Origin of the sequence: Litoreibacter roseus, from assembly GCF_009811795.1 — a bacterium.
Lineage (GTDB): Bacteria > Pseudomonadota > Alphaproteobacteria > Rhodobacterales > Rhodobacteraceae > Litoreibacter > Litoreibacter roseus.
Genome location: NZ_BLJE01000001.1, coordinates 589,871 through 611,227, shown reverse-complemented (window position 1 = coordinate 611,227; position 21,357 = coordinate 589,871). Strand labels below are relative to the sequence as shown.

Genomic DNA, 21,357 nt, shown 5'->3' with positions numbered 1-21,357 from the left:
CCCCAAGCTACAGTCGTGTGTGCGACACGCCCACTAAATCGCCCGGGTCCAACGCCGGGCGCAAGCCCAAAAGGGGCGCGACCCGGCGGATCATTTCAGCAGCCACGGGAACGGCTGTCCAGCCAGCCGTGCGGCGCGGTTCCGTGCCCGAGTTCTCGGACGGCTCATCAAGGGTGACGATCAGGACATATTGCGGATCATCCATCGGAAAGGCCGACGCAAAAGTCGCGATGACCTTGTCCTTATGATAGCCGCCCTGCGGTTTGGGTTTGTCTGCCGTCCCTGTCTTGCCACCGACCTTGTAGCCGGTCACCTCGCCAAAGGAGGCGGTGCCCGAGGTCACCACGGCGCGGAGCATCTGACGGGCCTGAAGTGACGTGCGTTCAGAGATGATGCGTGGCCCAAGAGGCGGCTCGCCGATTTGCTTGACGAGCGTCGGGGTGACCTTGGTGCCGCCGTTTACAATCGTGGCGTAGGCCGCAGCAAGATGCAGCGGGCTGGCGGCCAGACCATGGCCGTAGCTGATCGTCATCGTCGAGATATCGGACCATTTCGGCGGCAGCAGGGGCTTCGCGCCGGGTGCTTCGACCAGTTCGACCGGGGTTGGCGTGGTGAAGCCAAGCTGCGCCAGAAACTCCTTCTGACGGGCGGTGCCGATGTTGATCGCCATGTGGGCCGTGCCGATGTTGGAGGACTTGACGATGACATCCGTGACACTCAACTCGGGACCGTAATCGTGGAAATCGCGAATGCGATGGCGTCCCCACCGCATGGGTCCTTTGGTCTCGATCATGGTCGCCGGGTTCACAAGCCCCAGCTCCAGAGCTTGCGCGGCGGCGAATATCTTGAAGGTGGAGCCCAGTTCGTACACGCCCTGCACCGCCCGGTTGAACAGCGGGCTGTCTGAGGGATCGCCCTTGATCAGGGGTTTTGGTCGTCTGTTCGGGTCGAAATCGGGCAACGAGGTCATGGAGATCAACTCGCCCGTTTTGACATCCATCAGAATCGCAGTGGCGCCCTTGGCGTTCATCAGTTTCATGCCACCCATGAGCACCCGGCGCGCGGCGGCCTGAATGGACAGGTCGATGCTGAGTTGCAGCGGCGCACCGTCCAGAGCGGGATCGCGCAGATAATCGTCAAACGCCTTCTCAACGCCCGCTGTACCGATCACCTCGGCCGAATGGACGCCTTCACGCCCGAAACTCGCACCGCCCAGAATATGGGCTGCAAGCCGTCCGTTGGGGTAGAGCCGCATTTCCCGCGGACCGAACAAAAGCCCCGGCTCGCCGATATCGTGCACCGCCTGCACCTGCTCTGGGCTGAGTTTTTTCTTTATCCAGAGGAATTTACGGGGACCTGTGAATTTCTCCAGCAGGTCCTTTTCATCGAGGTCGGGGAAGATCTTTATCAGTTCGCTGGCCGCTCGCGTTGGGTCGACCATCAGGGGGGGCTGCGCGTAGAAGGAATTTGTCGCCAGATTGGTCGCCAGAACGCGGCCTTGGCGGTCCACAATGTTGGCCCGCTGCGCCACGATGCGCGCGGCACTGGCGGAGGCCTGCGGTTCCACCGGGTCAGACGACGCCAGAACGGTCATCCGCGTGCCGATAAGCGTGAAGCCCACCAGAAAGAGCACGCCCAGAACCAGAAGCCGGGTTTCGGCCCGCTGGCGCAGCTTGTCGCGCATCTGCTCGTGGCGCAGGCGGATGTTTTCACGCTCGATCCGGTCAGGGTTCTGCCCGGCGGACCGGGCTTCGAGAATTTGAGCCAGAGGGCGAAGCGGGGTGCGGATCATTGGGCTGGCTCCTCTGTGGCAGGATCTGCGTCGCCGCTGACCTCAATGGCGTTGATGATCTCGTTGAGGTCGAACACAGGCACCGGATAGGGCACTTGGGTGACTGGCACGAACTGCTCCGGCGTGATCGGCAGAAGGCGTAGTCTTGCAAAGTTCATGTCCGCCAGTTCGCGCAGGCGTTCGGGGCGGTTGAGATACGCCCATTCGGCCGTCAGGATCGCAAGCGTCTGGCGCTGGTCGCCGATCTGGCGCTGGAGTTGGGCGGCTTCGCGCAGGGCGTCCTGGGTTTTGTAGTTTTCATTGTAGGCCCAGTACGCCAGCCCCATCACGGCCAAAGCGGCCATCGCATAAAAAAGACCACGCATTACAAGACACTCCTTCCGACAAGTTTCGGCAGCCCCAGTCCGGCCCGGTCCGGCGCACGCGCGGGTGCCTGTGTTCTGCGACCGATGCGCAGTTTGGCCGAGCGCGATCGGGGGTTTCGGGCCAATTCGTCCGCGTCCGCCACGACCGCACGCTTGGTGACGGGTTCGAAGGTTGCGGCCTCTGTCTTTGTTTCGGGCGCATACCGGTTGCCGCCGCCGCTGCGGCCTGCGCGCGACGCAAAAAACTTCTTCACCACTCGGTCTTCCAGAGAATGAAAGGTAACGACGGCGAGATACCCGCCGGGGGCCAAGGCGCGTTCTGCGGCTTCCAGCCCGCCGATCACCTCGCCCAGCTCGTCATTGATCGCGATGCGAATGGCCTGAAAACTGCGGGTGGCCTGATGGCTCTGTCCCGGCTTGCCTTTTGGCAGAACGCCTTCGATGGCCGTCACAAGCTGACCCGTGGTGGACAGGGGCCGAGCCGCGATGATGGCCTTGGCGATCCGGCGGGAGGCGCGCTCTTCCCCGTATTGGAACAGAATATCGGCCAGCACATCCTCGGAAGCCGTGTTGATCAGATCCGCCGCAGACGGCCCATCCTGCCCCATACGCATGTCGAGCGGCCCGTCGCGCAGGAAGGAAAAGCCGCGCTCGGCCCGGTCAAGCTGCATGGAGGAAACACCCAGATCCAGCACGACGCCGCTCAGGGGGCCGTGATCGCCCGCCAAGATGTCCAGTTGCGAGAATACGCCGGGAATAAGCGTAAGTCGGTCATATGTATCGGCCCAAGGTGCCGCCATCTCGAAGGCCAGTGGATCGCGGTCAATACCAATAACAGACGTGGCCCCCGCATCCAGCAGCGCGCGGGCGTAGCCACCGGCGCCGAATGTGCCATCAAGCCAAGTGCCCGTGCACTCGACGCGCTCGAGAATTGCATCAATGAGAACGGGCAGATGCGGTGCGGCCCCTTCTGGATGATCAGACGCGGCAGCGATCATCGACCTACTCCTGCCGGGACACAGGGTTCGGCGCGTCCGCCAGCTGCAACAGCGTGAGCGGATCGAAATCGTCGCCCTGTGCGCTGATCCAGTCATCGAGGTCCTCGACCTGATCCTGACGGTCGTCGGGCGCCCAAATCTGGAATGTGTCTGTTGCGCCGATAAAGTTGGCTTGGTCGTCGATGCCGATCTTTTCGCGCAAGGACGGCGACAGGATCATACGGCCCGCGTCGTCGATGGACAGTTCCACCGCCTGAGCGCCAAAGAGGTTTTCCAGCACGCGGCGTTGTGGTGTGCCGCGCGGAAGCTTGCGGATCCGGTCATCGACCTCTGCCGCCGCTTCTTTCGTGTACACTTCGAGGAATTTCTGTTGCTTGCCGCCGAACACCAGAACGAACTTAGGGGACAGGCCTTCGGTCCAGTCGGGATCGCCTTCCTCCAATGCACGACGGAAGCTGGCCGGGATAGACACCCTGCCCTTCGCATCCACCTTATGGATGCTGTCGCCTCTAAACGTCCGTGCCACGTTGCCGCGCGCCCTTGTCCCGTCCCGCCCAGATGTCTGCTTGAAATGGAAACGGCGGATTGAGCTGCTGCCACTGCCCAATCCGCCGCCCTCGTCCCACTAGGGGAGGTGTTCGGTCCGCGCCACCTGGGGGGATGTCTGCTCGCGCAGGACCGAACGATGTTTGATGAAACAGGGTGCCTGTATGAAACCTTTTCGGTCGCCTTATGGGGTTCTTATTGCCCCTTGTTATGCTCTGCTCATCTTGGAAACCAACTTACCGGAAGCCGTTTGGAAATCAATCCCACTTTATGGGTTTTCTATGGGTAACGATGGAATCTGATGCAACCCAAGGGTGTTTAGAGCTTCGTAGCATCTACAGATTGCGCCTTCGATATGCGCTGCCTACTACATGAGGTGCCGTAATGGGGGTGGGATAAAGTGCAATATTTTTCCAAAAAACTTTGGAAACCGACGAAATCCACCTCTCTTTGCACAGATCTGTCAGGAAAAAGTGATTCGTGGATCGCGAATCCAGCTTTAAGCCAAGCCGTCGTCGATCAAACGTTTGGCCAGAGCTTTGTAGGCATCTGCAACCGGACCGTCGGTCAAAGCAACGGGCGTGCCTGCATCGCCCGCCAGTCGGATATCCAGATCAAGCGGGATCTCCCCCAAAAACGGCAGGTTCAGGCGCTTGGCCTCATCCCGCACACCGCCGTGGCCAAAGATATGTGCCTCTCGCCCGCAATCAGGGCAGACATACATAGACATATTCTCCACCAGCCCCAGAACCGGGGTATTTAGGGTGTCGAACATATCAAGTGCCTTGCGCGCATCCAGAAGTGCCACATCCTGAGGGGTCGATACGACAATGGCGCCGGTCATCTGGGTTTTCTGACAAAGTGTGAGCTGCACATCCCCGGTGCCCGGTGGCAGATCAACCAAAAGAATGTCCAGATCGCCCCATGCCACCTGCCCCAGCATCTGCTGTAAGGCACCCATTAACATAGGACCCCGCCAGACGACCGCCTTGTCGGGGTCCATCATCAGACCAATGGACATAACAGTGACGCCGTGGCCGTGCAGGGGCAGGATCGTTTTGCCGTCCGGGGATGCGGGCTTTCCAGACACCCCCATCATGCGCGGTTGAGAGGGGCCGTGAATATCGGCATCAAGCAGGCCAACCCGCCGCCCCTGCCGCGCCAGCGCGATGGCGAGGTTAGAAGACAGTGTGGACTTGCCGACACCGCCCTTGCCAGACGCGATCGCAACAATGCGGTCAACGCCTGCAGGTTTTGTCGGACCCGCCTGCGGGGTGGGATGCCGTCCCACTTTGAGGGAAGGCGCCGCGGGTTTTGCATCTGCGGGGCGGTGGGCGGTCAGAACAGCAGACACTTGGCTGACGCCGTCGAGGGCCTCGACCATCCTCACGGCGGCGGCGCGGACAGGTTCCATGCGTGGGGCATCATCTGCAGGGGCTTCGATGACAAAGCTGACGGAGTCGTTCTGAATCGAGACAGCGCGGATCATATCGAGCGAAACAAGGTCCCCGCCGCTGGGCAGCCCGATAGTGGACAGTGCGTTGAGCACATTTTCGCGCGTGACCGACATGCCATTTCCCCCTTGACCTGTGATCTAAATGAGACGCCCCGCGCGCAGGTGCAAGGCTTGATACATGAAACGGCTATATTGTGGGCGGCGTGAACAGGATTTCAGCTAAATTTTGCGCGAATTCTGGCCAATCTTCCGCTAGGTAACGCAATGTTTACAGATAGTTAAGCCATGCATTTGCTGCATAGCAGCATTGAAACTTGCGCTATTGTGGCGGCGCAGCAATTCCCTAAATATTGAGACAAGAAACGAGAGCAGGCCGTGCGGGCCAAAGCTCTTACAGGCAAAGTTTAAAGGAAAAAGAATGTCGTTCACAACCCAATCCCAGTCGCGCGCAGGCTCCGCCGCACATCTTGGCGGGTTCGTCGCGGAATTGAAGCAGCGCTATGCGCAGTACCGTCTTTATCGCCAGACGCTCAACGAGCTGTCGGCCCTGACAGACCGTGAGTTGAATGACCTCGGCCTGAGCCGTTCGATCCTGCGCCGCATCGCCTACGAGGCGGCCTATAGCTGACCAGTTAGCATAATGTGATCTGCCTCCTCCCTTGGATCCCATTATGTCTCCGGCGACGATCTCGATCCTCCCTCGGGATCGTCGCCACGAAACAACCGAATACGGGCTGCCCTTCCTCCTCCCTGGGTATCTCGTGACTGCGAACGGCGGTACCGCCTCCTCCCTGGTACCGCCGTTTTTTTATGCGTCGACCCTTTTAAGCGCGTTCGTCTTTGGGCGATCCCATGACGACGTAGGAGGTGATGGAGTTCACCTGAGGCAGGACCCCCAGAATTTCGGTGTGGAAATGCTTGTAGTCAGCGATGTCGATACATTCGACGCGTAAGAGGTATTCAATTGTGCCGGTGATGTTATGGCACTCGCGCACATGGGACGAGCGGGAGATCGAGCGCTCGAAGGCCTCTTGGCTGGCCTTTGAGTGATCCGACAGGCCGACGCCGATATAGGCCACGAAGCCCGCGCCCAGCTTGGCGCGGTCCAGCACGGCCCGGTATCCCCGGATCACACCGGTTCGCTCAAGATCTTGCACGCGTCTGAGACAGGCGGAGGGCGACAGGCCCACCTTTTCGGCCAAATCAATGTTACTCATACGTCCATCTTCGGACAGAGCTTGCAATATTCTCTCGTTTATCTGATCAAATTTCGTCATCAATTGCGCAATTTTGCCGTGAGGCCCATCAAGACGCAACCAAAATCGGTCTGGACCAGCCTAACGTTGCGGTATGAGTTATGACATCCTCTCCGCCCTTGCCCTGTTTGCCTTCGTGTCGTCGATCACGCCTGGGCCCAACAATCTGATGCTGATGGCGTCGGGTGCCAATTTCGGGTTCCGACGGACGATCCCGCATATGCTTGGTGTGGGGCTGGGCTTCGTGCTGATGGTCGTTCTTGTGGGCGTCGGTCTGGTGCAGATTTTCGACCGCTATCCCGTCAGCCACACCGTGTTGAAGGTCTTCAGCGTGGCGTATCTCTTGTATCTGGCGTGGAAGATCGCCAATGCCGCACCGCCCAAAGAGGGCGAGGCCGGCGGCACACCCATGACATTCCTGCAGGCGGCCGCCTTCCAATGGGTGAACCCGAAGGCCTGGGCCATGGCCCTGACCGCCGTCAGCGTCTACGCCCCCGAACAGACGCTGTTTGCCATCGGTATGGTCGCCGTGATCTTCGGGGCTATCAATTTGCCGTCGGTCAGCAGTTGGACAATTCTTGGCCAGCAAATGCGCCGCGTTCTGACAAACCCTGCCCGCCTGCGCGCCTTCAACTGGCTGATGGCTGTTCTTCTGGTGGCGTCACTTTATCCGGTGATCTGGCCGAACGGATGAGATCTCGCGCTTCAACCCGTCCAAACCGCGAAACCTACACGCCCCGCCGAACCTACACCTCCCGTTGCTATACCGGACCACGCGGCGGCACTTACACGATCACCGCAAGTGGCAATAAGAATTATTCCCGGCTGCTGATCCGCGTAGATCTGGGATCTTAGCTCTCTGCCAAATCCTGCGCGGCCCTTAGGAAATGGAGGCCCATCATGATGACCCAAATCACCGTGATGACGCCAAGCCCGCGCTCCCAGAGGCCGTCGAATTCCGTCGGCAAAAAGAAGAAAATCGGCGCGGCGATGCCCCACGCGATGGCGCACCCGCGGGAGATCATGGCGTCCCGAGTGGACCGTTTGGCAAGACCTCGGGCCAGACTGAGGGGGGCGATCAGGAAGAAGACCCCCAGCCCGTAGACGAGGTAGATATGAATAACGACGCCCTCGTTGTCGCCGTCGCCATACTCGTTGCGTGCGCCGATGACGACGACCAGCGCGGCAAGGATGGCGAGGGACAGGATGCCTGCAGACCACCAGCGCTTGCCCGCGTGGAAATGCGCACCCGCCAGCGCCAAACCAAGAAGGCCCGCCGCATAAAGATAAAGCGCAAAGTCCTGAATGATTTCGTATTCGCCCGCCGCCAAGTCAGAGACCGTATCGGCGACCCAGTCATGATCGGGCACCACGAGGCTGCCCCAGATGTTACCCACCACCAGTGCGATGGCCCCGAAAATAGCCAGATAGCCACAGAATTTCAGGAGCGAGGGGTGAAGTGTGCGTGCGTGCTCGAGTTTACCAGACATGTCTCACCCCCAAAACCGCGCGGTCAGAAGGGTACGTCGCCCGCACTCTCCGCTGCTACGATAAACTTGGAAACGACCTTCTTGGTTCCGGCCTTGTCGAAGGCCACGTCCAGTTTGTCGCCCTCGATGGCGGCCACTTCGCCGTAGCCGAACTTCTGATGGAACACGCGGTCTCCCACGGTAAAGGCCGAGATGGCCTGCGCATCAATCACGATATTGGCGCTTTCGCGGGGTTGGCTCATGCCGCGTCTGGTCTGACGCTCCTGAAGACGCCGCCAGCCAGGTGAGTTGTAGACATTTGCGTTTGCGGCCTTTTCCTGCAGATCGCTTTCGCCCAAGGCGGCCATGACAGGGGATGCGGTGGCCGCGTTGCCACCCTGATGGCCGTAAAGACCGGGGGGCGTCAAAACCTCAACATGCTCTTCAGGCAATTCGTCAATGAAACGCGACGGCATGGACGACTGCCACTGTCCGTAGACCCGCCTGTTGCCCGCGAAGGAAATCGTGCAGACCTCCTCCGCGCGGGTGATGCCCACATAGGCCAGCCTGCGCTCTTCCTCGAGCCCCTTGAGGCCGCTTTCATCCATGGAGCGTTGGGACGGGAACAAGCCGTCCTCCCAGCCCGGTAGAAAGACCGCGGGAAACTCCAACCCCTTGGCGGCGTGCAGGGTCATGACACTGACTTTCTCAGCCGCATCCTCGCTATCATTGTCCATCACCAGCGCGATGTGTTCGAGGAAACCTTGCAGGTTTTCAAACTGCTCCAACGCTTTGATCAGTTCCTTAAGGTTATCCAACCGCCCCGGCGCCTCGGGCGTCTTGTCGTTCTGCCACATCTCGGTGTAGCCGGACTCCTCTAGTACCATTTCGGCCAGTTCGATATGGCTCATCTCGGTCCCGCGTTGAATGCGGCCCCAGCGATCCAAGCCATCAACCAGCTTCTGAAGTTCTGCCGCGCCCTTGCCCGTCAATCCCTTCGCGGCCAGCAGAAGCTTGGCCCCCTCAAAGAGAGACACGCCATTGGTCCGCGCCATCATCTGGATTTTCTGCTGTGCTTTGTCGCCTAGTCCCCGTTTGGGCGTATTCACAATGCGCTCAAAGGCCAGATCATCGTCAGACGATACGACCAGCCGGAAGTAGGCCATCGCATCGCGGATCTCGAGACGTTCGTAAAACCGGGGCCCGCCGATGACGCGGTAAGGCAGACCGATGGTCAGGAATCTGTCCTCGAAGGCGCGCATCTGATGGGAGGCGCGCACCAGAATGGCCATCTGGTTGAGCGAGAACGGATGCATCCCGCGCGTACCGGATTGCATCGCTTCGATCTCTTCACCGATCCAGCGGGCTTCTTCCTCACCATCCCAGTGACCGATGAGGCGGACCTTCTCGCCACCCTTGGCTTCGGTGAACAGCGTCTTGCCCAAGCGGCCCTTATTGGCCTCGATCACGCCCGATGCCGCCCCCAGAATATGTTCGGTGGAGCGGTAATTCTGTTCCAGACGTACGACTTTCGCGCCTTCGAAATCCTTCTCGAACCGCAGGATGTTGCCCACCTCTGCCCCGCGCCAGCCATAGATCGACTGATCGTCATCGCCTACGCAGCAAATGTTCTTGTGACCGGACGCCAAGAGGCGCAGCCACATGTATTGGGCAACGTTTGTGTCCTGATATTCGTCCACGAGGATGTATTTGAACCATCGCTGGTATTGCGCCAGCACGTCGTCATTCTGCTGAAAGATCGTGACCATGTGCAGGAGTAGATCGCCGAAGTCCACGGCATTCAGGGTTTTCAGGCGGTCCTGATACTGAGCGTACAATTCGCCGCCACGGTGATTGAATGCACCCGCTTCGGACGCTGGCAGACTTTCCGGCGTATAAGCGCGGTTTTTCCAACCGTCGATGAGCCCCGAAAGCATCCGGGGCGGCCACCGTTTCTCGTCGATGTTTTCTGCCGCGATCAACTGCTTGAGCAGGCGCAGTTGGTCGTCTGTGTCCAGAATGGTAAAGTTCGACTTCAGGCCGACCAGCTCCGCATGGCGGCGCAGAAGCTTGACGCCGATGGCATGAAAAGTGCCCAGCCACGGAACACCTTCGACCGCCTCGCCCAGCAGACGACCGACGCGGTTTTTCATCTCGCGCGCAGCCTTGTTCGTAAAGGTCACCGCCAGAATTTCGTTCGAGCGCGCGCGGCCAGTGGTCAGCAAATGCGCGATGCGCGTGGTCAGGGCCTTGGTTTTCCCGGTGCCTGCACCCGCTAACATCAGGACAGGACCGTCCAGCGTCTCGACCGCTTCGCGTTGGGCCGGATTGAGATCGTCAAGATACGGCGCAGCGCGCGCGCTCATCGCGCGTTGGGACAAGGGCGTCACGGCGGCCTCAAAGGCATCTGCATCATCAAAAGTGCTCATGGCGAAAAGATAGCGCGATAGGTCTGCAAGTTAAAGACTTGTTCGCATTTCGTTCCATTTGCCGGACTGGACATCACAAGCGATTGTCCTGACAAGGAAATGATGGACCTGCACAGCCGATACCCCGCGATCTCCGATCTGAAAACCCGCGCGAAACGTCGCATCCCCCATTTCGTCTGGGAATATCTGGACAGCGCCACGGGCAACGAGGCGACGCTGGCGCGCAATCGCAGCAAGCTGGATGAAGTGCTGTTGAACCCGTCGGTTCTGCATGGAGAATTCGAACCGAGCCTCAGGACAACGCTGTTCGGCCATGACATGCCCTTGCCCTTCGGGATCGCGCCTGTGGGCATGTCAGGACTGATCTGGCCCGGTGCCGAACAGACACTGGCCAAGGCCGCCGCGACACTGGGCATTCCCTATGGGCTGAGCACCGTCGCCACACAAACACCCGAGGACGTCGCGCCGCATCTGGGGGACCACGCGTGGTTTCAGATGTATCCGCCGCGTGATCCGGACATTCGCGCGGATATGCTGGCGCGGGCCAAGGCGGCGGGGTTCACGGCGCTGATCCTGACTGTGGATGTGCCGGTCGCCTCGCGCAGAGAGCGTCAGACGCGGGGCGGTCTGACTCAGCCACCCAAATTGACCGGACGTCTTATTGCACAGGCGGCCCGCTGTCCCGTTTGGCTCAATGGCATCCGGCAGACCGGAATGCCGCGTATGAAGCTGATGGACAGCTATTCGAACCATCAAGGCTCTCTGCCGTCGAACCAGCATGTGGGATATATTCTGCGTACGTCGCCAGATTGGGACTACGTGAAAGTCCTGCGCGAGGCGTGGGACGGGCCGCTTCTGGTCAAGGGCGTGCTGCAGGCCGAGGACGCGGCGAAGCTCGAGGACGAAGGCGTCGATGCCATCTGGGTCTCGAACCACGCAGGTCGCCAGTTTGATGCCTCCCCCGCTACGATCGAGGCGCTTCCTGTTATTCGAGCGGCAACCAGCCTACCGGTGATTTTCGACAGCGGCATTGAAAGCGGACTCGACATTCTGCGCGCCCTCGCGCTTGGGGCGGATTTCGTCATGATGGGCCGGGCATGGCACTATGCCCTCGGTGCATTGGGCGAGGCTGGTCCTGCCCATCTGGCGGATATCCTGATCAAGGATATGCAGGCCAATATGGGCCAGATGGGCACCCGTACGCTGACCGATGTCCCAGAACGACTGCGCGCTACCCAGTTGTGAGTGTTTACGTAGCGGCGTTAACTCCTTAGAGATGCTGCGACTGCAAAATAAGAGGGGCATGTGCGATGGCCGACTTCCAGAAAATCTTGATTGCGAACCGCGGTGAGATTGCGATCCGTATCATGCGGGCGGCAAATGAGATGGGAAAGAAGACGGTCGCGGTCTATGCCGAAGAGGACAAGCTGGGTCTGCATCGCTTCAAGGCGGACGAGGCCTACCGGATCGGCGAAGGTCTGGGACCTGTCGCAGCGTATCTGAGCATTGAAGAGATTATTCGCGTGGCGAAAATGTCCGGTGCCGATGCGATCCATCCGGGTTATGGCTTGTTGTCCGAAAACCCTGATTTCGTGGATGCCTGCGCGGCTAACAACATCACCTTCATCGGCCCCAAGGCCGATACCATGCGCGCCCTTGGCGACAAGGCCTCGGCTCGGAAGGTCGCCATCGAGGCCGGCGTGCCCGTCATCCCCGCCACTGAAGTTCTTGGCGACGACATGGCCAAGATCAAGAAAGAAGCGGCGGAAATCGGTTACCCGCTGATGCTGAAGGCGTCCTGGGGCGGCGGCGGTCGTGGAATGCGACCGATCTTCGGCGAGGATGAGCTGGAAGAAAAGGTGCTTGAAGGCCGCCGGGAGGCAGAAGCGGCCTTTGGCAACGGCGAAGGTTATCTGGAAAAGATGATCACCCGAGCCCGCCATGTGGAAGTTCAGATCCTCGGCGACCATCATGGCCAGATTTACCACCTGTGGGAACGGGATTGCTCGGTCCAGCGGCGCAACCAAAAGGTGGTCGAGCGCGCTCCGGCCCCCTATCTGAGCGGCACCCAGCGCGAACAGATCTGCGCGTTGGGCAAGAAAATCTGCGAACATGTGAATTACGAATGCGCGGGCACGGTCGAATTTCTGATGGATATGGACTCGGGCGAGTTCTACTTCATCGAGGTCAATCCGCGCGTGCAGGTCGAACACACCGTGACGGAAGAGGTCACGGGCATCGACATCGTCCGGGCGCAGATTCTGATCTCTGAAGGCAAGTCTCTGGTCGAGGCGACGGGATGCGCAAGCCAGTACGATATCCAACTGGATGGCCATGCCTTGCAATGTCGCGTGACCACAGAAGACCCGCAAAACAATTTCATTCCGGATTATGGCCGGATTACCACCTATCGCTCCGCCACGGGCATGGGCATACGCCTGGATGGTGGTACGGCCTATTCCGGCGCCGTTATCACGCGATATTACGACTCGCTTTTGACAAAGGTCACTGCATGGGCGCCGACGCCCGAAGCGGCAATCAAGCGGATGGACCGCGCCCTGCGTGAGTTTCGGATTCGGGGCGTGTCGACCAACATCGCCTTTGTCGAGAACCTGCTGAAGCACCCGACATTTCTGAACTATGAATATTCGACCAAGTTCATCGACGACACGCCGGAGCTGTTTGATTTCAAGAGTAGGCAGGACCGTGCGACCAAGATCCTGACTTATATCGCCGACATCACCGTAAACGGACACCCCGAGACCGAGGGCCGCCCTATGCCCAGCGAGTGGCGAATCCCGAAAGCGCCCGCCCCGAAAGGTGAGCCGCCGCGCGGCACACGAAACATCCTTGAAGAGGATGGGCCGCAAGCGGCTGCCGATTGGATGAGCGCGCAGAAGCAATTGCTGATCACCGATACCACCATGCGCGACGGACACCAGTCGCTTTTGGCCACCCGGATGCGGTCCATCGACATGATACGTGTTGCGCCGACCTATGCAGCCAATATGCCCGGGCTTTTTTCGATGGAATGCTGGGGGGGCGCCACATTCGACGTGGCCTACAGGTTCCTGCAGGAATGCCCGTGGCAGCGGCTCCGCGATCTGCGAAAGGCCATGCCCAATGTGATGACGCAGATGTTGCTGCGCGCCTCGAATGGGGTTGGCTATACGAACTACCCTGACAATGTGGTGCAGGAATTTGTCCGGCAGGCTGCCGAGACCGGCGTCGACGTCTTCCGCGTTTTTGACAGCCTAAACTGGGTGGAAAATATGCGCGTCGCCATGGATGCCGTGCAAGAGGCCAACAAGGTTTGCGAAGGCACGATCTGCTACACAGGCGACATCCTGAACCCCGATCGTGCGAAATACGATCTGAAATACTATGTTGCCATGGGCAAGGATCTGAAGGCGGCGGGCGCGCATGTCTTGGGTTTGAAAGACATGGCCGGCCTGCTGAAACCTGCAGCAGCACGTCAGCTGATCAAAGCGCTGAAAGAAGAAGTGGGGCTGCCGATCCACTTTCACACACACGACACCGCAGGCGTTGCGATTGCCACCATTCTGGCGGCGTCCGAGGCGGGCGTGGACGCGGTGGATTGTGCCATGGATGCGCTGAGCGGGAATACCTCTCAGGCGACGTTGGGGTCGGTGGTCGAGGCGTTGGCCCATACGGACCGCGATACGGGGCTCGACATCAAAACCGTACGCCAGATCAGCGACTATTGGGAAGCGGTGCGCGGACAATATGCGGCCTTCGAAAGCGGTATGCAGGCCCCCGCCTCGGAGGTCTATCTGCACGAAATGCCCGGCGGTCAGTTCACAAATCTGAAGGCGCAGGCGCGCTCGGTCGGCCTTGAGGATCGCTGGCACGAAGTTGCCCAGACTTATGCGGATGTGAACCAGATGTTCGGCGACATCGTGAAGGTGACGCCGTCGTCGAAGGTCGTGGGGGATATGGCACTTATGATGGTGAGCCAAGGTTTGACCCGGCAACAGGTGGAAGACCCCAAGACCGACGTGGCCTTCCCCGAAAGCGTCATCGACATGATGCGTGGCAATCTTGGGCAACCGCCCGGCGGCTGGCCAAAGGCGATCCAGAAGAAGATCCTGAAGGGCGAAAAACCGTTCACAAAGCGCCCCGGCGCGGAAATGGAGCCGGTCGATCTGGAAGCCACCCGCGCCAGCCTCTCTGAGCAGTTGGAAGGGATGGCAATTGATGATGAAGATCTGAACGGATACCTGATGTATCCGAAGGTCTTCCTCGACTATATGGGGCGCCATCGGGTGTACGGTCCGGTTCGGACCCTGCCGACTCGAACCTTCTTCTACGGCATGGACGCCGGAGAGGAGATCAGCGTCGAGATCGCGCCTGGCAAAACCCTTGAGATCCGGATGCAGGCCCGTGGCGAGACGAATGACGACGGCGAAGCCAAGATCTTCTTCGAGTTGAACGGCCAGCCGCGGGTCATTCGCGTGCCTGACCGCAAGGTCGCGGCTGTCTCTGCGAAACGCCCCAAGGCCGAGGTCGGCAACGCTGATCATATCGGCGCGCCGATGCCAGGCGTGGTGGCGACGGTCGCTGCGCAGGCGGGCAGCAAGGTGAAAAGCGGCGATCTGCTGTTGACCATCGAAGCGATGAAGATGGAAACCGGGATTCACGCAGAGCGGGACGCCAGGATCAAGGCAGTTCATGTGACGCCTGGCGGGCAGATCGATGCCAAGGACCTGCTGATTGAACTGGAATGATCCGAACGGTGGGCACGTAGCCACCCCCTTGCAGAAAAGGACAGGACCAGATGATCAGCGTGACACCCATCTATCTGGCGCTTACGGCGCTTCTATACGTCGCGCTGACGATGCGGGTCGTGAAAGGCCGAATGGCCGCCAAAGCAATCTATGGCGATGGTGAAGATGCTGATCTAAGGCAACGGATACGGGCCCATGGCAACTGCTCAGAATACGCGCCGATTTTAATCCTGCTGCTGCTCTGCGCGGAGCTTCAGGGCACCCCAGCATGGGTGCTTCACATATTCGGCGCGTTGATCTTGGCGTCGCGTATGGGTCATGCCTACTGGATGTCTCAGGTGCCGGAGCCAGTCGGCAAACGTCAGATCACCATGGCGACGACGTTCGGACTGTTGATCTTTCTGGCCTTCGGAAATCTGGCCCACGCGCTTTTTTGACCGCTGTTTTGTCTGCTATTTTTACGGCGGCGCTTGAGGCTCCCCGCAGGGGGCCTTACCTTCTGTAAAACCAGTTCAAAAGGACATTCCAATGCATCACCCCTTCCGCCCGACCTTGCCGACCTTGCTTCGTGATGCTCAGGAGGGCGGCGGCGCGTTTGGTGACCTGCCGGAATGGGACCTGAGCGATCTCTATACCGCGCCCGATGCCAAAGAACTCAAGCGTGACATGGACTGGTTGGAGAAAGCCTGCGCGGATTTCGCGACGGACTATGAAGGCAAGCTGGCGAATTTGGATGCGTCCGGAATGCTGGACTGCGTGTTGCGCTATGAGAAGATCGACCTAATCGCGGGTCGGATCATGTCGTTCGCGGGCCTGCGCTACTATCAGAACACGACCGACGCTGACCGCGCCAAGTTCATGGCTGATCATCAGGACAAGATCACCACCTTCACGACGCCGCTCGTGTTTTTCTCACTTGAGATCAACCGGATCGACGACGGGGCGCTGGACGCGCTGTTTGCGGAGAACGGGGATCTGGCGCGCTACAAGCCAATTTTCGAGCGGCTGCGCGCGATGAAGCCCTATCAGCTGTCCGATGAGTTGGAGAAGTTTCTGCACGACCAGTCCACCGTAGGATCTGCGGCGTGGAACAGACTGTTTGACGAAACGATCGCCGGTCTGGAATTTGACGTAGACGGCGAGACGCTAAACATCGAAGGCACCTTGAACCTGCTGACGGACGCCGACCGCGAAAAGCGGGAAGCAGGCGCGCGGGCGCTGGCGGATGTTTTCGGTGAGAACGTGAAGCTTTTCTCCCGCGTTCACAACACGCTCGCGAAAGAGAAAGAGATTGAAGACCGCTGGCGCGGGATGCCGACGCCGCAAACAGGCCGCCATCTGTCCAACCACGTGGAACCAGAAGTGGTGGAGGCCCTGCGCAACGCAGTCGTGGCCGCTTACCCCAAACTGAGCCACCGGTACTATGAGTTGAAGCGCAAATGGCTTGGGCTGGACAAGCTGCAGGTCTGGGACCGTAATGCGCCCCTGCCTATGGAAGACCCGACAGTGGTGGACTGGAGCAGCGCACAGAAGACCGTTTTAGATGCGTATTCCGACTTCTCCCCCGAAATGGCGGAGATTGCCCAACCGTTCTTCGACAAGGGCTGGATTGATGCGGCGGTGAAACCCGGTAAGGCGCCCGGTGCATTTGCGCATCCAACAGTCAGTGACGTCCATCCCTATGTAATGCTCAACTATCTGGGCAAACCCCGCGATGTGATGACACTGGCCCATGAACTGGGCCACGGCGTCCATCAGGTTCTTGCAGCAGGCCAAGGTGAACTGCTCAGTTCCACCCCGTTGACCCTTGCCGAGACGGCCAGCGTGTTCGGCGAGATGCTGACCTTCCGTAAGATGCTGGATGGCGCTGAGACAGACGCTCAGCGCAAGGTTCTGCTGGCGGGCAAGGTTGAGGACATGATCAACACGGTCGTGCGCCAGATCGCGTTTTACGATTTCGAATGCAAGCTGCACGAGGCTCGTGGCAATGGCGAGTTGACGCCGGACGACATCAACGCGCTCTGGATGAGCGTGCAGGGCGAGAGCCTTGGCCCGGCATTTGAGTTCATGGACGGCTACGAGACGTTCTGGGCCTACATCCCCCACTTCGTCCATTCGCCCTTCTACGTTTATGCCTACGCATTCGGCGACGGGCTCGTGAATGCGCTATATGCGGTCTACGAAGAAGGCGGCGACGACTTCCAGAAAAAGTATTTCGAAATGTTGCGAGCGGGTGGCTCAAAGCACCACAAGGAGCTTTTGGCACCGTTTGGACTGGACGCCTCCGATCCGAAATTCTGGGACAAGGGGCTTAGCATGATTTCCGGCATGATCGACGAATTGGAGGCGATGGAGGACTGAGATCACACCGCAGTTCGGAAACAGACTTTTTCCATTTTCGCCGCGTTGAAAGCGTAAGGCCCAGTCCGCGTCACGGGTCCGTCACGCAAGTGCCACCTTTACCTTTGATTAACTGCATCAAGGTTGGGGGCGACGTTTGTAATTTTGGAGAGTCTGGTGAATAAACTACTTGCCGCCCTCGCAGTTGCGCCTGTCCTGTTCGGGGCGGGTTTTGCTTCTGCTGCTACTATCAGCCCGACGGGCTTGCTTGGCGACGGAACCGTCAACGCAACCGTTAACATTGAAGACGACAGCGGTCTTCTGAACGATGCCAACTGGTTCACGTTCTATGCCACCGCCGGTCAGACAATCGACATCGACATCAACCGTGAAGAGCGCCGGCCTGATCTGGCTGCTGAGCTTTACCTTGGCGACGTCACTGGAAGCGATTTCGGAACGCGCAGCGGGAACTACGGGACCGTCACACCACTTGCTGGCCTGACATTCATCGACCGTGAAGACGACACGGAACAAGATGCGTTCAACGGCCCATGGGGCGATCCACGCTTCACGTTCACGGCGACAGATACCGGCGTCTACTCGTTCTTCGTCGTATCGCTGAACACACAGGGCGTTGGTGCAGACTTCAGCGTCACCGCAACTGGCATCGACTCCATCGAGGTGGTTCCACTGCCTGCGGGTGGTCTGCTGCTTGCAACTGCCTTGGCTGGCTTTGGCATCGCACGTCGCCGCTCAGCCAAGAAGTAAACTTTCTTTCGAAAACTTCGAAGACCCTGCGCCACCGCGTGGGGTCTTTTTCTTTTTCCACGGGCCTGCTGTCCGTGAAATAGCGCGCCTCGTGATCACCTCTCCTTACGACCCCATCATGAAGCGGTCCTGTGTGGACTTCCAAGGGAAGCGACACCCTTGCTGGGATAGATTTCGCAGTACTTTAGCCCCACAATCATCTCCGGGGAGCGGCTGCTGGGAGCCCAAAATGACTGATGCTGCAATGTGAACGAATGGTAGCTTTTCGGATTAAGAAATGGTAGTTCTTTCTCTCGCTGTCTTACATTTGAAAGCAGATTTTACCATCAGATTACCTCTATAGGTCGGCATCTTACACACCATGCTCGAGCGATAAGAGCATACATCTATACGGCTAAGCGATGATTCCGTTGGTGCTGCGCATGCGGATTGCCGCAAGGTCTATGAACCGACGGATCTTGGCCGGCACGTAGGCACCCGGTGCGTAAAGCGCATAGACTGGATAGGTGGGTGGTGCCCAGTCTGGCAGAACATTGATGAGGTCACCGCTGTCCAACGCTTCGGAAAAAAACCATGTGGGTCCAGCATGAAGTCCGCCACCCGCCAAGACTATGCGGCCCACGCCGCCAAGGTTGTTCACACTGAATCGCGAAGGCGTCACAACTTGCTTTTCGATCCCATCCCTATGCGTCAGCAAAAGCTTGGCTCCTGCCCTGAGCCCGGAGTAGAGAATGAAGTCATGCGCGGTCAGATCATCTGGTGTCTGGGGCGTACCGCGCTCTTTAAGGTATTTCGGGGCGCCAACGACGGCTAGTGGCATCGCCCCGATGCGCCGTGCCATCAGGGCGCTGTCTGAAAGCTGCCCGATCCGGATTGCGATATCCAACCCCTCGCCCTCAAAATCCACATAGCTGTCACTCACAATCAAATCGACCGATAGGCGTGGCGATTGTGACGCCAGTTCGCGCAACCACGGGCCAATGTACTGAGTGCCGAAATCGATTGGAGCGGATATGCGCAATGTACCGCGTGGGTCGTTCGCGGCTCCGGAAACATCGTCCTCCAGCGCCTCCATCCTTTCGAGCAACGGCTTGAGCTGGTCGTAATATGTTCGACCAGCATCCGTCGTAGTCGATCGCGCCCGTGATCGTGCAATCAGCTGGACTCCCAATCGTTCCTCAAGACCCGACAGGCGCCGTGAAACGTTGGATGGGTCCGTCCCAATTTCGGCGGCGGCAGCGCGCAGGGCTCCGGTTTCCACAATTCGGCAGAAGAGGTGCAAGTCGTCGAGATTCGATTTCATAGATGCAATAATCGCATCTTAAAGATGCCATCTCAATAGATATCCGTTTTTTCCGCAACCTTTATGTTCCAATGCATCAGACGGGGCAGCCGCTCCGCGCATCAACGGAGTTAAACAAATGACCAACAAGGTTTTCTTCATCACCGGCGTATCCAGCGGCATTGGCCGCGCGCTCGCAGAAACAGTTTTGGCCGCAGGAGAAAGCGTGGCGGGGACGCTTCGCAACACTGATCAGATCGCCGCGTTCGAGGCGCTGGCTCCAGGTCGGGCCAAGGCGCTGATCGCCGATGTGACCGACCGCGACAGTGTTGAACAGGCTGTCAGTGACACGGTGGCCACTTTTGGCCGTATCGATGTTATCGCGAACAATGCGGGCGCAGGTACTGTGGGCGCTGTCGAGGAAACCAGCGAAGCCGAAGCGCGCTCGATCTTCGACCTGAACTTCTTCGGACAGTTTAATGTGATTCAGGCGGCACTGCCGGTGCTCCGCAAGCAGAAATCGGGTCACATTCTCACATTCTCGGCCGTTGGCGGCTTTACTGGCTTCCCGGGGCTCGGCGTTTACTCTGCCGCCAAAGCCGCCGCGGATGTCATGAGCGAGGCCCTGGCGCAGGAAGTGGCGAGCTTTGGCATTCGGACCACGATCCTGACACTGGGCATTTTCCGTACCAAGTTTGCGGCAGGCTCGTTACGGTTCACGGACGCGGAAATGGTTGAATACGCCGAGACGCCCGCAGGCAAGTTCCGGGGGTTCATCGGCGGACTCGACGGCAAACAGCCCAACAATCCGGAAAAGGCCGCGCAGGCCATATTGCAGATCGTCGAAGCCGAGGACCCGCCGTTGCACCTCGCCCTTGGGCAAGACGCCGTTGGCGTGATGTCGAAGAAACTCGATCAAATCAAAGGCGATATCGACCGCTGGAAGACTCTGTCGGCATCGACGGTCTTTTCCCAGGCCGCCGTCTGACCACTCATCACCCTCAACTCAACACGAAACCGAAAAGGAAGTTATTATGTCTACCAACTCGATCTCCCGCCGCAACGCAATGCTGGGCCTTGGCGCGGGTGGCATCGCCGCCGCCGGTCTGACCGCCGCATCGGTGCGCGCGGCAACTGCAACTGCCAAACCTCTTGCAGGCAAAGCAGCCATTGTCTCCGGCGCACGCAACAACATGGGTCGCGCCTTTGCCGTCGCCCTTGGCGAAATGGGTGCTGACGTCGTTGTGCATTACTACCGTGAAGAGACCCGCAATCAGGCCGAAGAGACGGCACGATTGGTGCGCGAGACCGGCTTACGTGCGGTTCTGACCGCGGGCGATCTGGGCCAGTCCGAGAACGTGCGTCGCATGTACGATTTGGCAGAGACTGAATTCGGCGGCGTCGACGTGGTCGTCAATAATGCGGGCAAAGTGCTCAAAAAGCCCTTTGCCGAGGTGACGGATACCGAGTTCGAAGAACTCGATAACGTCAACAATCGTGCACTGTTCTGGTCGTTGCGCGAAGCGTCCGCGCGCCTCCACGACGGAGGTCGGATCATCAATATCGGCACCACGTTGCTGGCCGCGCAAGCGCCGCAATATGCGCTCTATGCCGCGACCAAAGCACCTGTCGAGGAATACACGCGGATGCTTGCGCAAGAGCATAAGGGCCGCGGAATCACCGTGAACACCGTTGCTCCTGGCCCAATCGATACGCCGTTTTTCCATGCCGCTGAGACACCTCAATCGGTGGCCTATCTCGAAGGCCGGTCCGTGGAAAATCGACTTGGTACGATCGAAGACGTCGTCCCGCTCGTGCGGTTCCTCGCCTCGCCCGAAGGACGGTGGGTGAATGGCCAAACCATCTGGATCAACGGGGCTTTTGCCACGCGCTAGCCGCGATACCCAC

18 protein-coding genes are annotated in these 21,357 nt (G+C 59.2%); 9 read left to right on the top strand and 9 right to left on the bottom strand.

Annotated features, from left to right (window positions below; all coding sequences use genetic code 11):
• Nucleotides 1-7: 7 nt before the first annotated feature.
• From KIN_RS03050 to KIN_RS03030, 5 genes are all read right to left on the bottom strand, one after another.
• Nucleotides 8-1,792, bottom strand: coding sequence for a peptidoglycan D,D-transpeptidase FtsI family protein (locus tag KIN_RS03050; RefSeq protein ID WP_159804473.1), 1,785 nt, complete (start codon nt 1,790-1,792; stop codon nt 8-10).
• Nucleotides 1,789-2,157 (bottom strand): cell division protein FtsL, encoded by a 369-nt coding sequence (gene ftsL / locus KIN_RS03045; RefSeq protein WP_159804472.1) that lies wholly within the window; start codon nt 2,155-2,157, stop codon nt 1,789-1,791. Before ftsL ends, KIN_RS03050 begins: the two co-directional genes overlap by 4 nt.
• On the bottom strand, nt 2,157-3,155 hold the full coding sequence (gene rsmH / locus KIN_RS03040) for a 16S rRNA (cytosine(1402)-N(4))-methyltransferase RsmH (RefSeq protein ID WP_159804471.1): 999 nt from the start codon (nt 3,153-3,155) through the stop codon (nt 2,157-2,159). The genes ftsL and rsmH overlap by 1 nt, the downstream gene beginning before the upstream one ends.
• 4 nt (nt 3,156-3,159) lie before the next feature.
• Nucleotides 3,160-3,681 carry a division/cell wall cluster transcriptional repressor MraZ gene (mraZ, locus tag KIN_RS03035; protein ID WP_159804470.1) on the bottom strand — a complete coding sequence of 174 codons (522 nt, stop codon included), beginning with the start codon at nt 3,679-3,681 and terminating at the stop codon, nt 3,160-3,162.
• A gap of 519 nt (nt 3,682-4,200) precedes the next feature.
• Nucleotides 4,201-5,271, bottom strand: coding sequence for an Mrp/NBP35 family ATP-binding protein (locus KIN_RS03030; protein WP_159804469.1), 1,071 nt, complete (start codon nt 5,269-5,271; stop codon nt 4,201-4,203).
• A 304-nt stretch (nt 5,272-5,575) separates the two neighbouring features.
• Between KIN_RS03030 and KIN_RS03025 the strand changes: the two genes are divergently transcribed.
• Complete coding sequence (locus tag KIN_RS03025; protein WP_159804468.1) at nt 5,576-5,785, top strand: DUF1127 domain-containing protein; 210 nt, start codon at nt 5,576-5,578, stop codon at nt 5,783-5,785.
• A gap of 196 nt (nt 5,786-5,981) precedes the next feature.
• Here KIN_RS03025 and KIN_RS03020 read toward each other — a convergent pair whose 3' ends face one another.
• Nucleotides 5,982-6,434 (bottom strand): Lrp/AsnC family transcriptional regulator, encoded by a 453-nt coding sequence (locus KIN_RS03020; protein WP_159804467.1) that lies wholly within the window; start codon nt 6,432-6,434, stop codon nt 5,982-5,984.
• Nucleotides 6,435-6,507: 73 nt separating this feature from the next.
• Here KIN_RS03020 and KIN_RS03015 point away from each other — a divergent pair, with 73 nt between their 5' ends.
• Nucleotides 6,508-7,107 carry a LysE family translocator gene (locus tag KIN_RS03015; protein WP_159804466.1) on the top strand — a complete coding sequence of 200 codons (600 nt, stop codon included), beginning with the start codon at nt 6,508-6,510 and terminating at the stop codon, nt 7,105-7,107.
• Between the two features lie 157 nt (nt 7,108-7,264).
• On the opposite strand, the gene KIN_RS03010 is transcribed toward KIN_RS03015, so the two are convergent.
• Nucleotides 7,265-7,903 (bottom strand): DUF998 domain-containing protein, encoded by a 639-nt coding sequence (locus KIN_RS03010; protein ID WP_159804465.1) that lies wholly within the window; start codon nt 7,901-7,903, stop codon nt 7,265-7,267.
• A gap of 23 nt (nt 7,904-7,926) precedes the next feature.
• Nucleotides 7,927-10,311 carry an ATP-dependent helicase gene (locus tag KIN_RS03005; protein ID WP_159804464.1) on the bottom strand — a complete coding sequence of 795 codons (2,385 nt, stop codon included), beginning with the start codon at nt 10,309-10,311 and terminating at the stop codon, nt 7,927-7,929.
• A 102-nt stretch (nt 10,312-10,413) separates the two neighbouring features.
• Here KIN_RS03005 and KIN_RS03000 point away from each other — a divergent pair, with 102 nt between their 5' ends.
• From KIN_RS03000 to KIN_RS02980, 5 genes are all read left to right on the top strand, one after another.
• Entirely contained in the window at nt 10,414-11,556 is a 1,143-nt protein-coding gene (locus KIN_RS03000; protein ID WP_159805322.1) for an alpha-hydroxy acid oxidase, read from the top strand.
• A 65-nt stretch (nt 11,557-11,621) separates the two neighbouring features.
• The gene (locus KIN_RS02995) at nt 11,622-15,059 is read left to right on the top strand and encodes a pyruvate carboxylase (protein ID WP_159804463.1); all 3,438 of its coding nucleotides are present in this window, start codon (nt 11,622-11,624) and stop codon (nt 15,057-15,059) included.
• 50 nt (nt 15,060-15,109) lie between these two features.
• On the top strand, nt 15,110-15,496 hold the full coding sequence (locus KIN_RS02990; RefSeq protein ID WP_159804462.1) for an MAPEG family protein: 387 nt from the start codon (nt 15,110-15,112) through the stop codon (nt 15,494-15,496).
• A 91-nt stretch (nt 15,497-15,587) separates the two neighbouring features.
• On the top strand, nt 15,588-17,420 hold the full coding sequence (locus KIN_RS02985) for a M3 family oligoendopeptidase (protein ID WP_159804461.1): 1,833 nt from the start codon (nt 15,588-15,590) through the stop codon (nt 17,418-17,420).
• 156 nt (nt 17,421-17,576) lie between these two features.
• Entirely contained in the window at nt 17,577-18,167 is a 591-nt protein-coding gene (locus tag KIN_RS02980; RefSeq protein ID WP_159804460.1) for a VPLPA-CTERM sorting domain-containing protein, read from the top strand.
• Between the two features lie 394 nt (nt 18,168-18,561).
• On the opposite strand, the gene KIN_RS02975 is transcribed toward KIN_RS02980, so the two are convergent.
• Entirely contained in the window at nt 18,562-19,470 is a 909-nt protein-coding gene (locus KIN_RS02975; RefSeq protein WP_159804459.1) for a LysR family transcriptional regulator, read from the bottom strand.
• Between the two features lie 118 nt (nt 19,471-19,588).
• Here KIN_RS02975 and KIN_RS02970 point away from each other — a divergent pair, with 118 nt between their 5' ends.
• Nucleotides 19,589-20,437: an oxidoreductase gene (locus KIN_RS02970; protein ID WP_159804458.1), complete on the top strand. Its 849-nt coding sequence runs from the start codon at nt 19,589-19,591 to the stop codon at nt 20,435-20,437.
• 46 nt (nt 20,438-20,483) lie between these two features.
• Nucleotides 20,484-21,344 (top strand): SDR family oxidoreductase, encoded by an 861-nt coding sequence (locus tag KIN_RS02965; RefSeq protein WP_159804457.1) that lies wholly within the window; start codon nt 20,484-20,486, stop codon nt 21,342-21,344.
• Nucleotides 21,345-21,357: the final 13 nt, after the last annotated feature.

Coding starts and splice junctions, on each gene's coding strand:
- KIN_RS03025 (WP_159804468.1), top strand. CDS start 5,576: ATGTCGTTCACAACCCAATCCCAGTCGCGCGCAGGCTCCGCCGCACAT.
- KIN_RS02965 (WP_159804457.1), top strand. CDS start 20,484: ATGTCTACCAACTCGATCTCCCGCCGCAACGCAATGCTGGGCCTTGGC.
- KIN_RS03005 (WP_159804464.1), bottom strand. CDS start 10,311: ATGAGCACTTTTGATGATGCAGATGCCTTTGAGGCCGCCGTGACGCCC.
- KIN_RS02985 (WP_159804461.1), top strand. CDS start 15,588: ATGCATCACCCCTTCCGCCCGACCTTGCCGACCTTGCTTCGTGATGCT.
- KIN_RS03000 (WP_159805322.1), top strand. CDS start 10,414: ATGGACCTGCACAGCCGATACCCCGCGATCTCCGATCTGAAAACCCGC.
- KIN_RS03030 (WP_159804469.1), bottom strand. CDS start 5,271: ATGTCGGTCACGCGCGAAAATGTGCTCAACGCACTGTCCACTATCGGG.
- KIN_RS02995 (WP_159804463.1), top strand. CDS start 11,622: ATGGCCGACTTCCAGAAAATCTTGATTGCGAACCGCGGTGAGATTGCG.
- ftsL (WP_159804472.1), bottom strand. CDS start 2,157: ATGCGTGGTCTTTTTTATGCGATGGCCGCTTTGGCCGTGATGGGGCTG.
- KIN_RS02975 (WP_159804459.1), bottom strand. CDS start 19,470: ATGAAATCGAATCTCGACGACTTGCACCTCTTCTGCCGAATTGTGGAA.
- KIN_RS02990 (WP_159804462.1), top strand. CDS start 15,110: ATGATCAGCGTGACACCCATCTATCTGGCGCTTACGGCGCTTCTATAC.
- KIN_RS03010 (WP_159804465.1), bottom strand. CDS start 7,903: ATGTCTGGTAAACTCGAGCACGCACGCACACTTCACCCCTCGCTCCTG.
- KIN_RS03050 (WP_159804473.1), bottom strand. CDS start 1,792: ATGATCCGCACCCCGCTTCGCCCTCTGGCTCAAATTCTCGAAGCCCGG.
- KIN_RS02970 (WP_159804458.1), top strand. CDS start 19,589: ATGACCAACAAGGTTTTCTTCATCACCGGCGTATCCAGCGGCATTGGC.
- KIN_RS03020 (WP_159804467.1), bottom strand. CDS start 6,434: ATGACGAAATTTGATCAGATAAACGAGAGAATATTGCAAGCTCTGTCC.
- KIN_RS03015 (WP_159804466.1), top strand. CDS start 6,508: ATGAGTTATGACATCCTCTCCGCCCTTGCCCTGTTTGCCTTCGTGTCG.
- rsmH (WP_159804471.1), bottom strand. CDS start 3,155: ATGATCGCTGCCGCGTCTGATCATCCAGAAGGGGCCGCACCGCATCTG.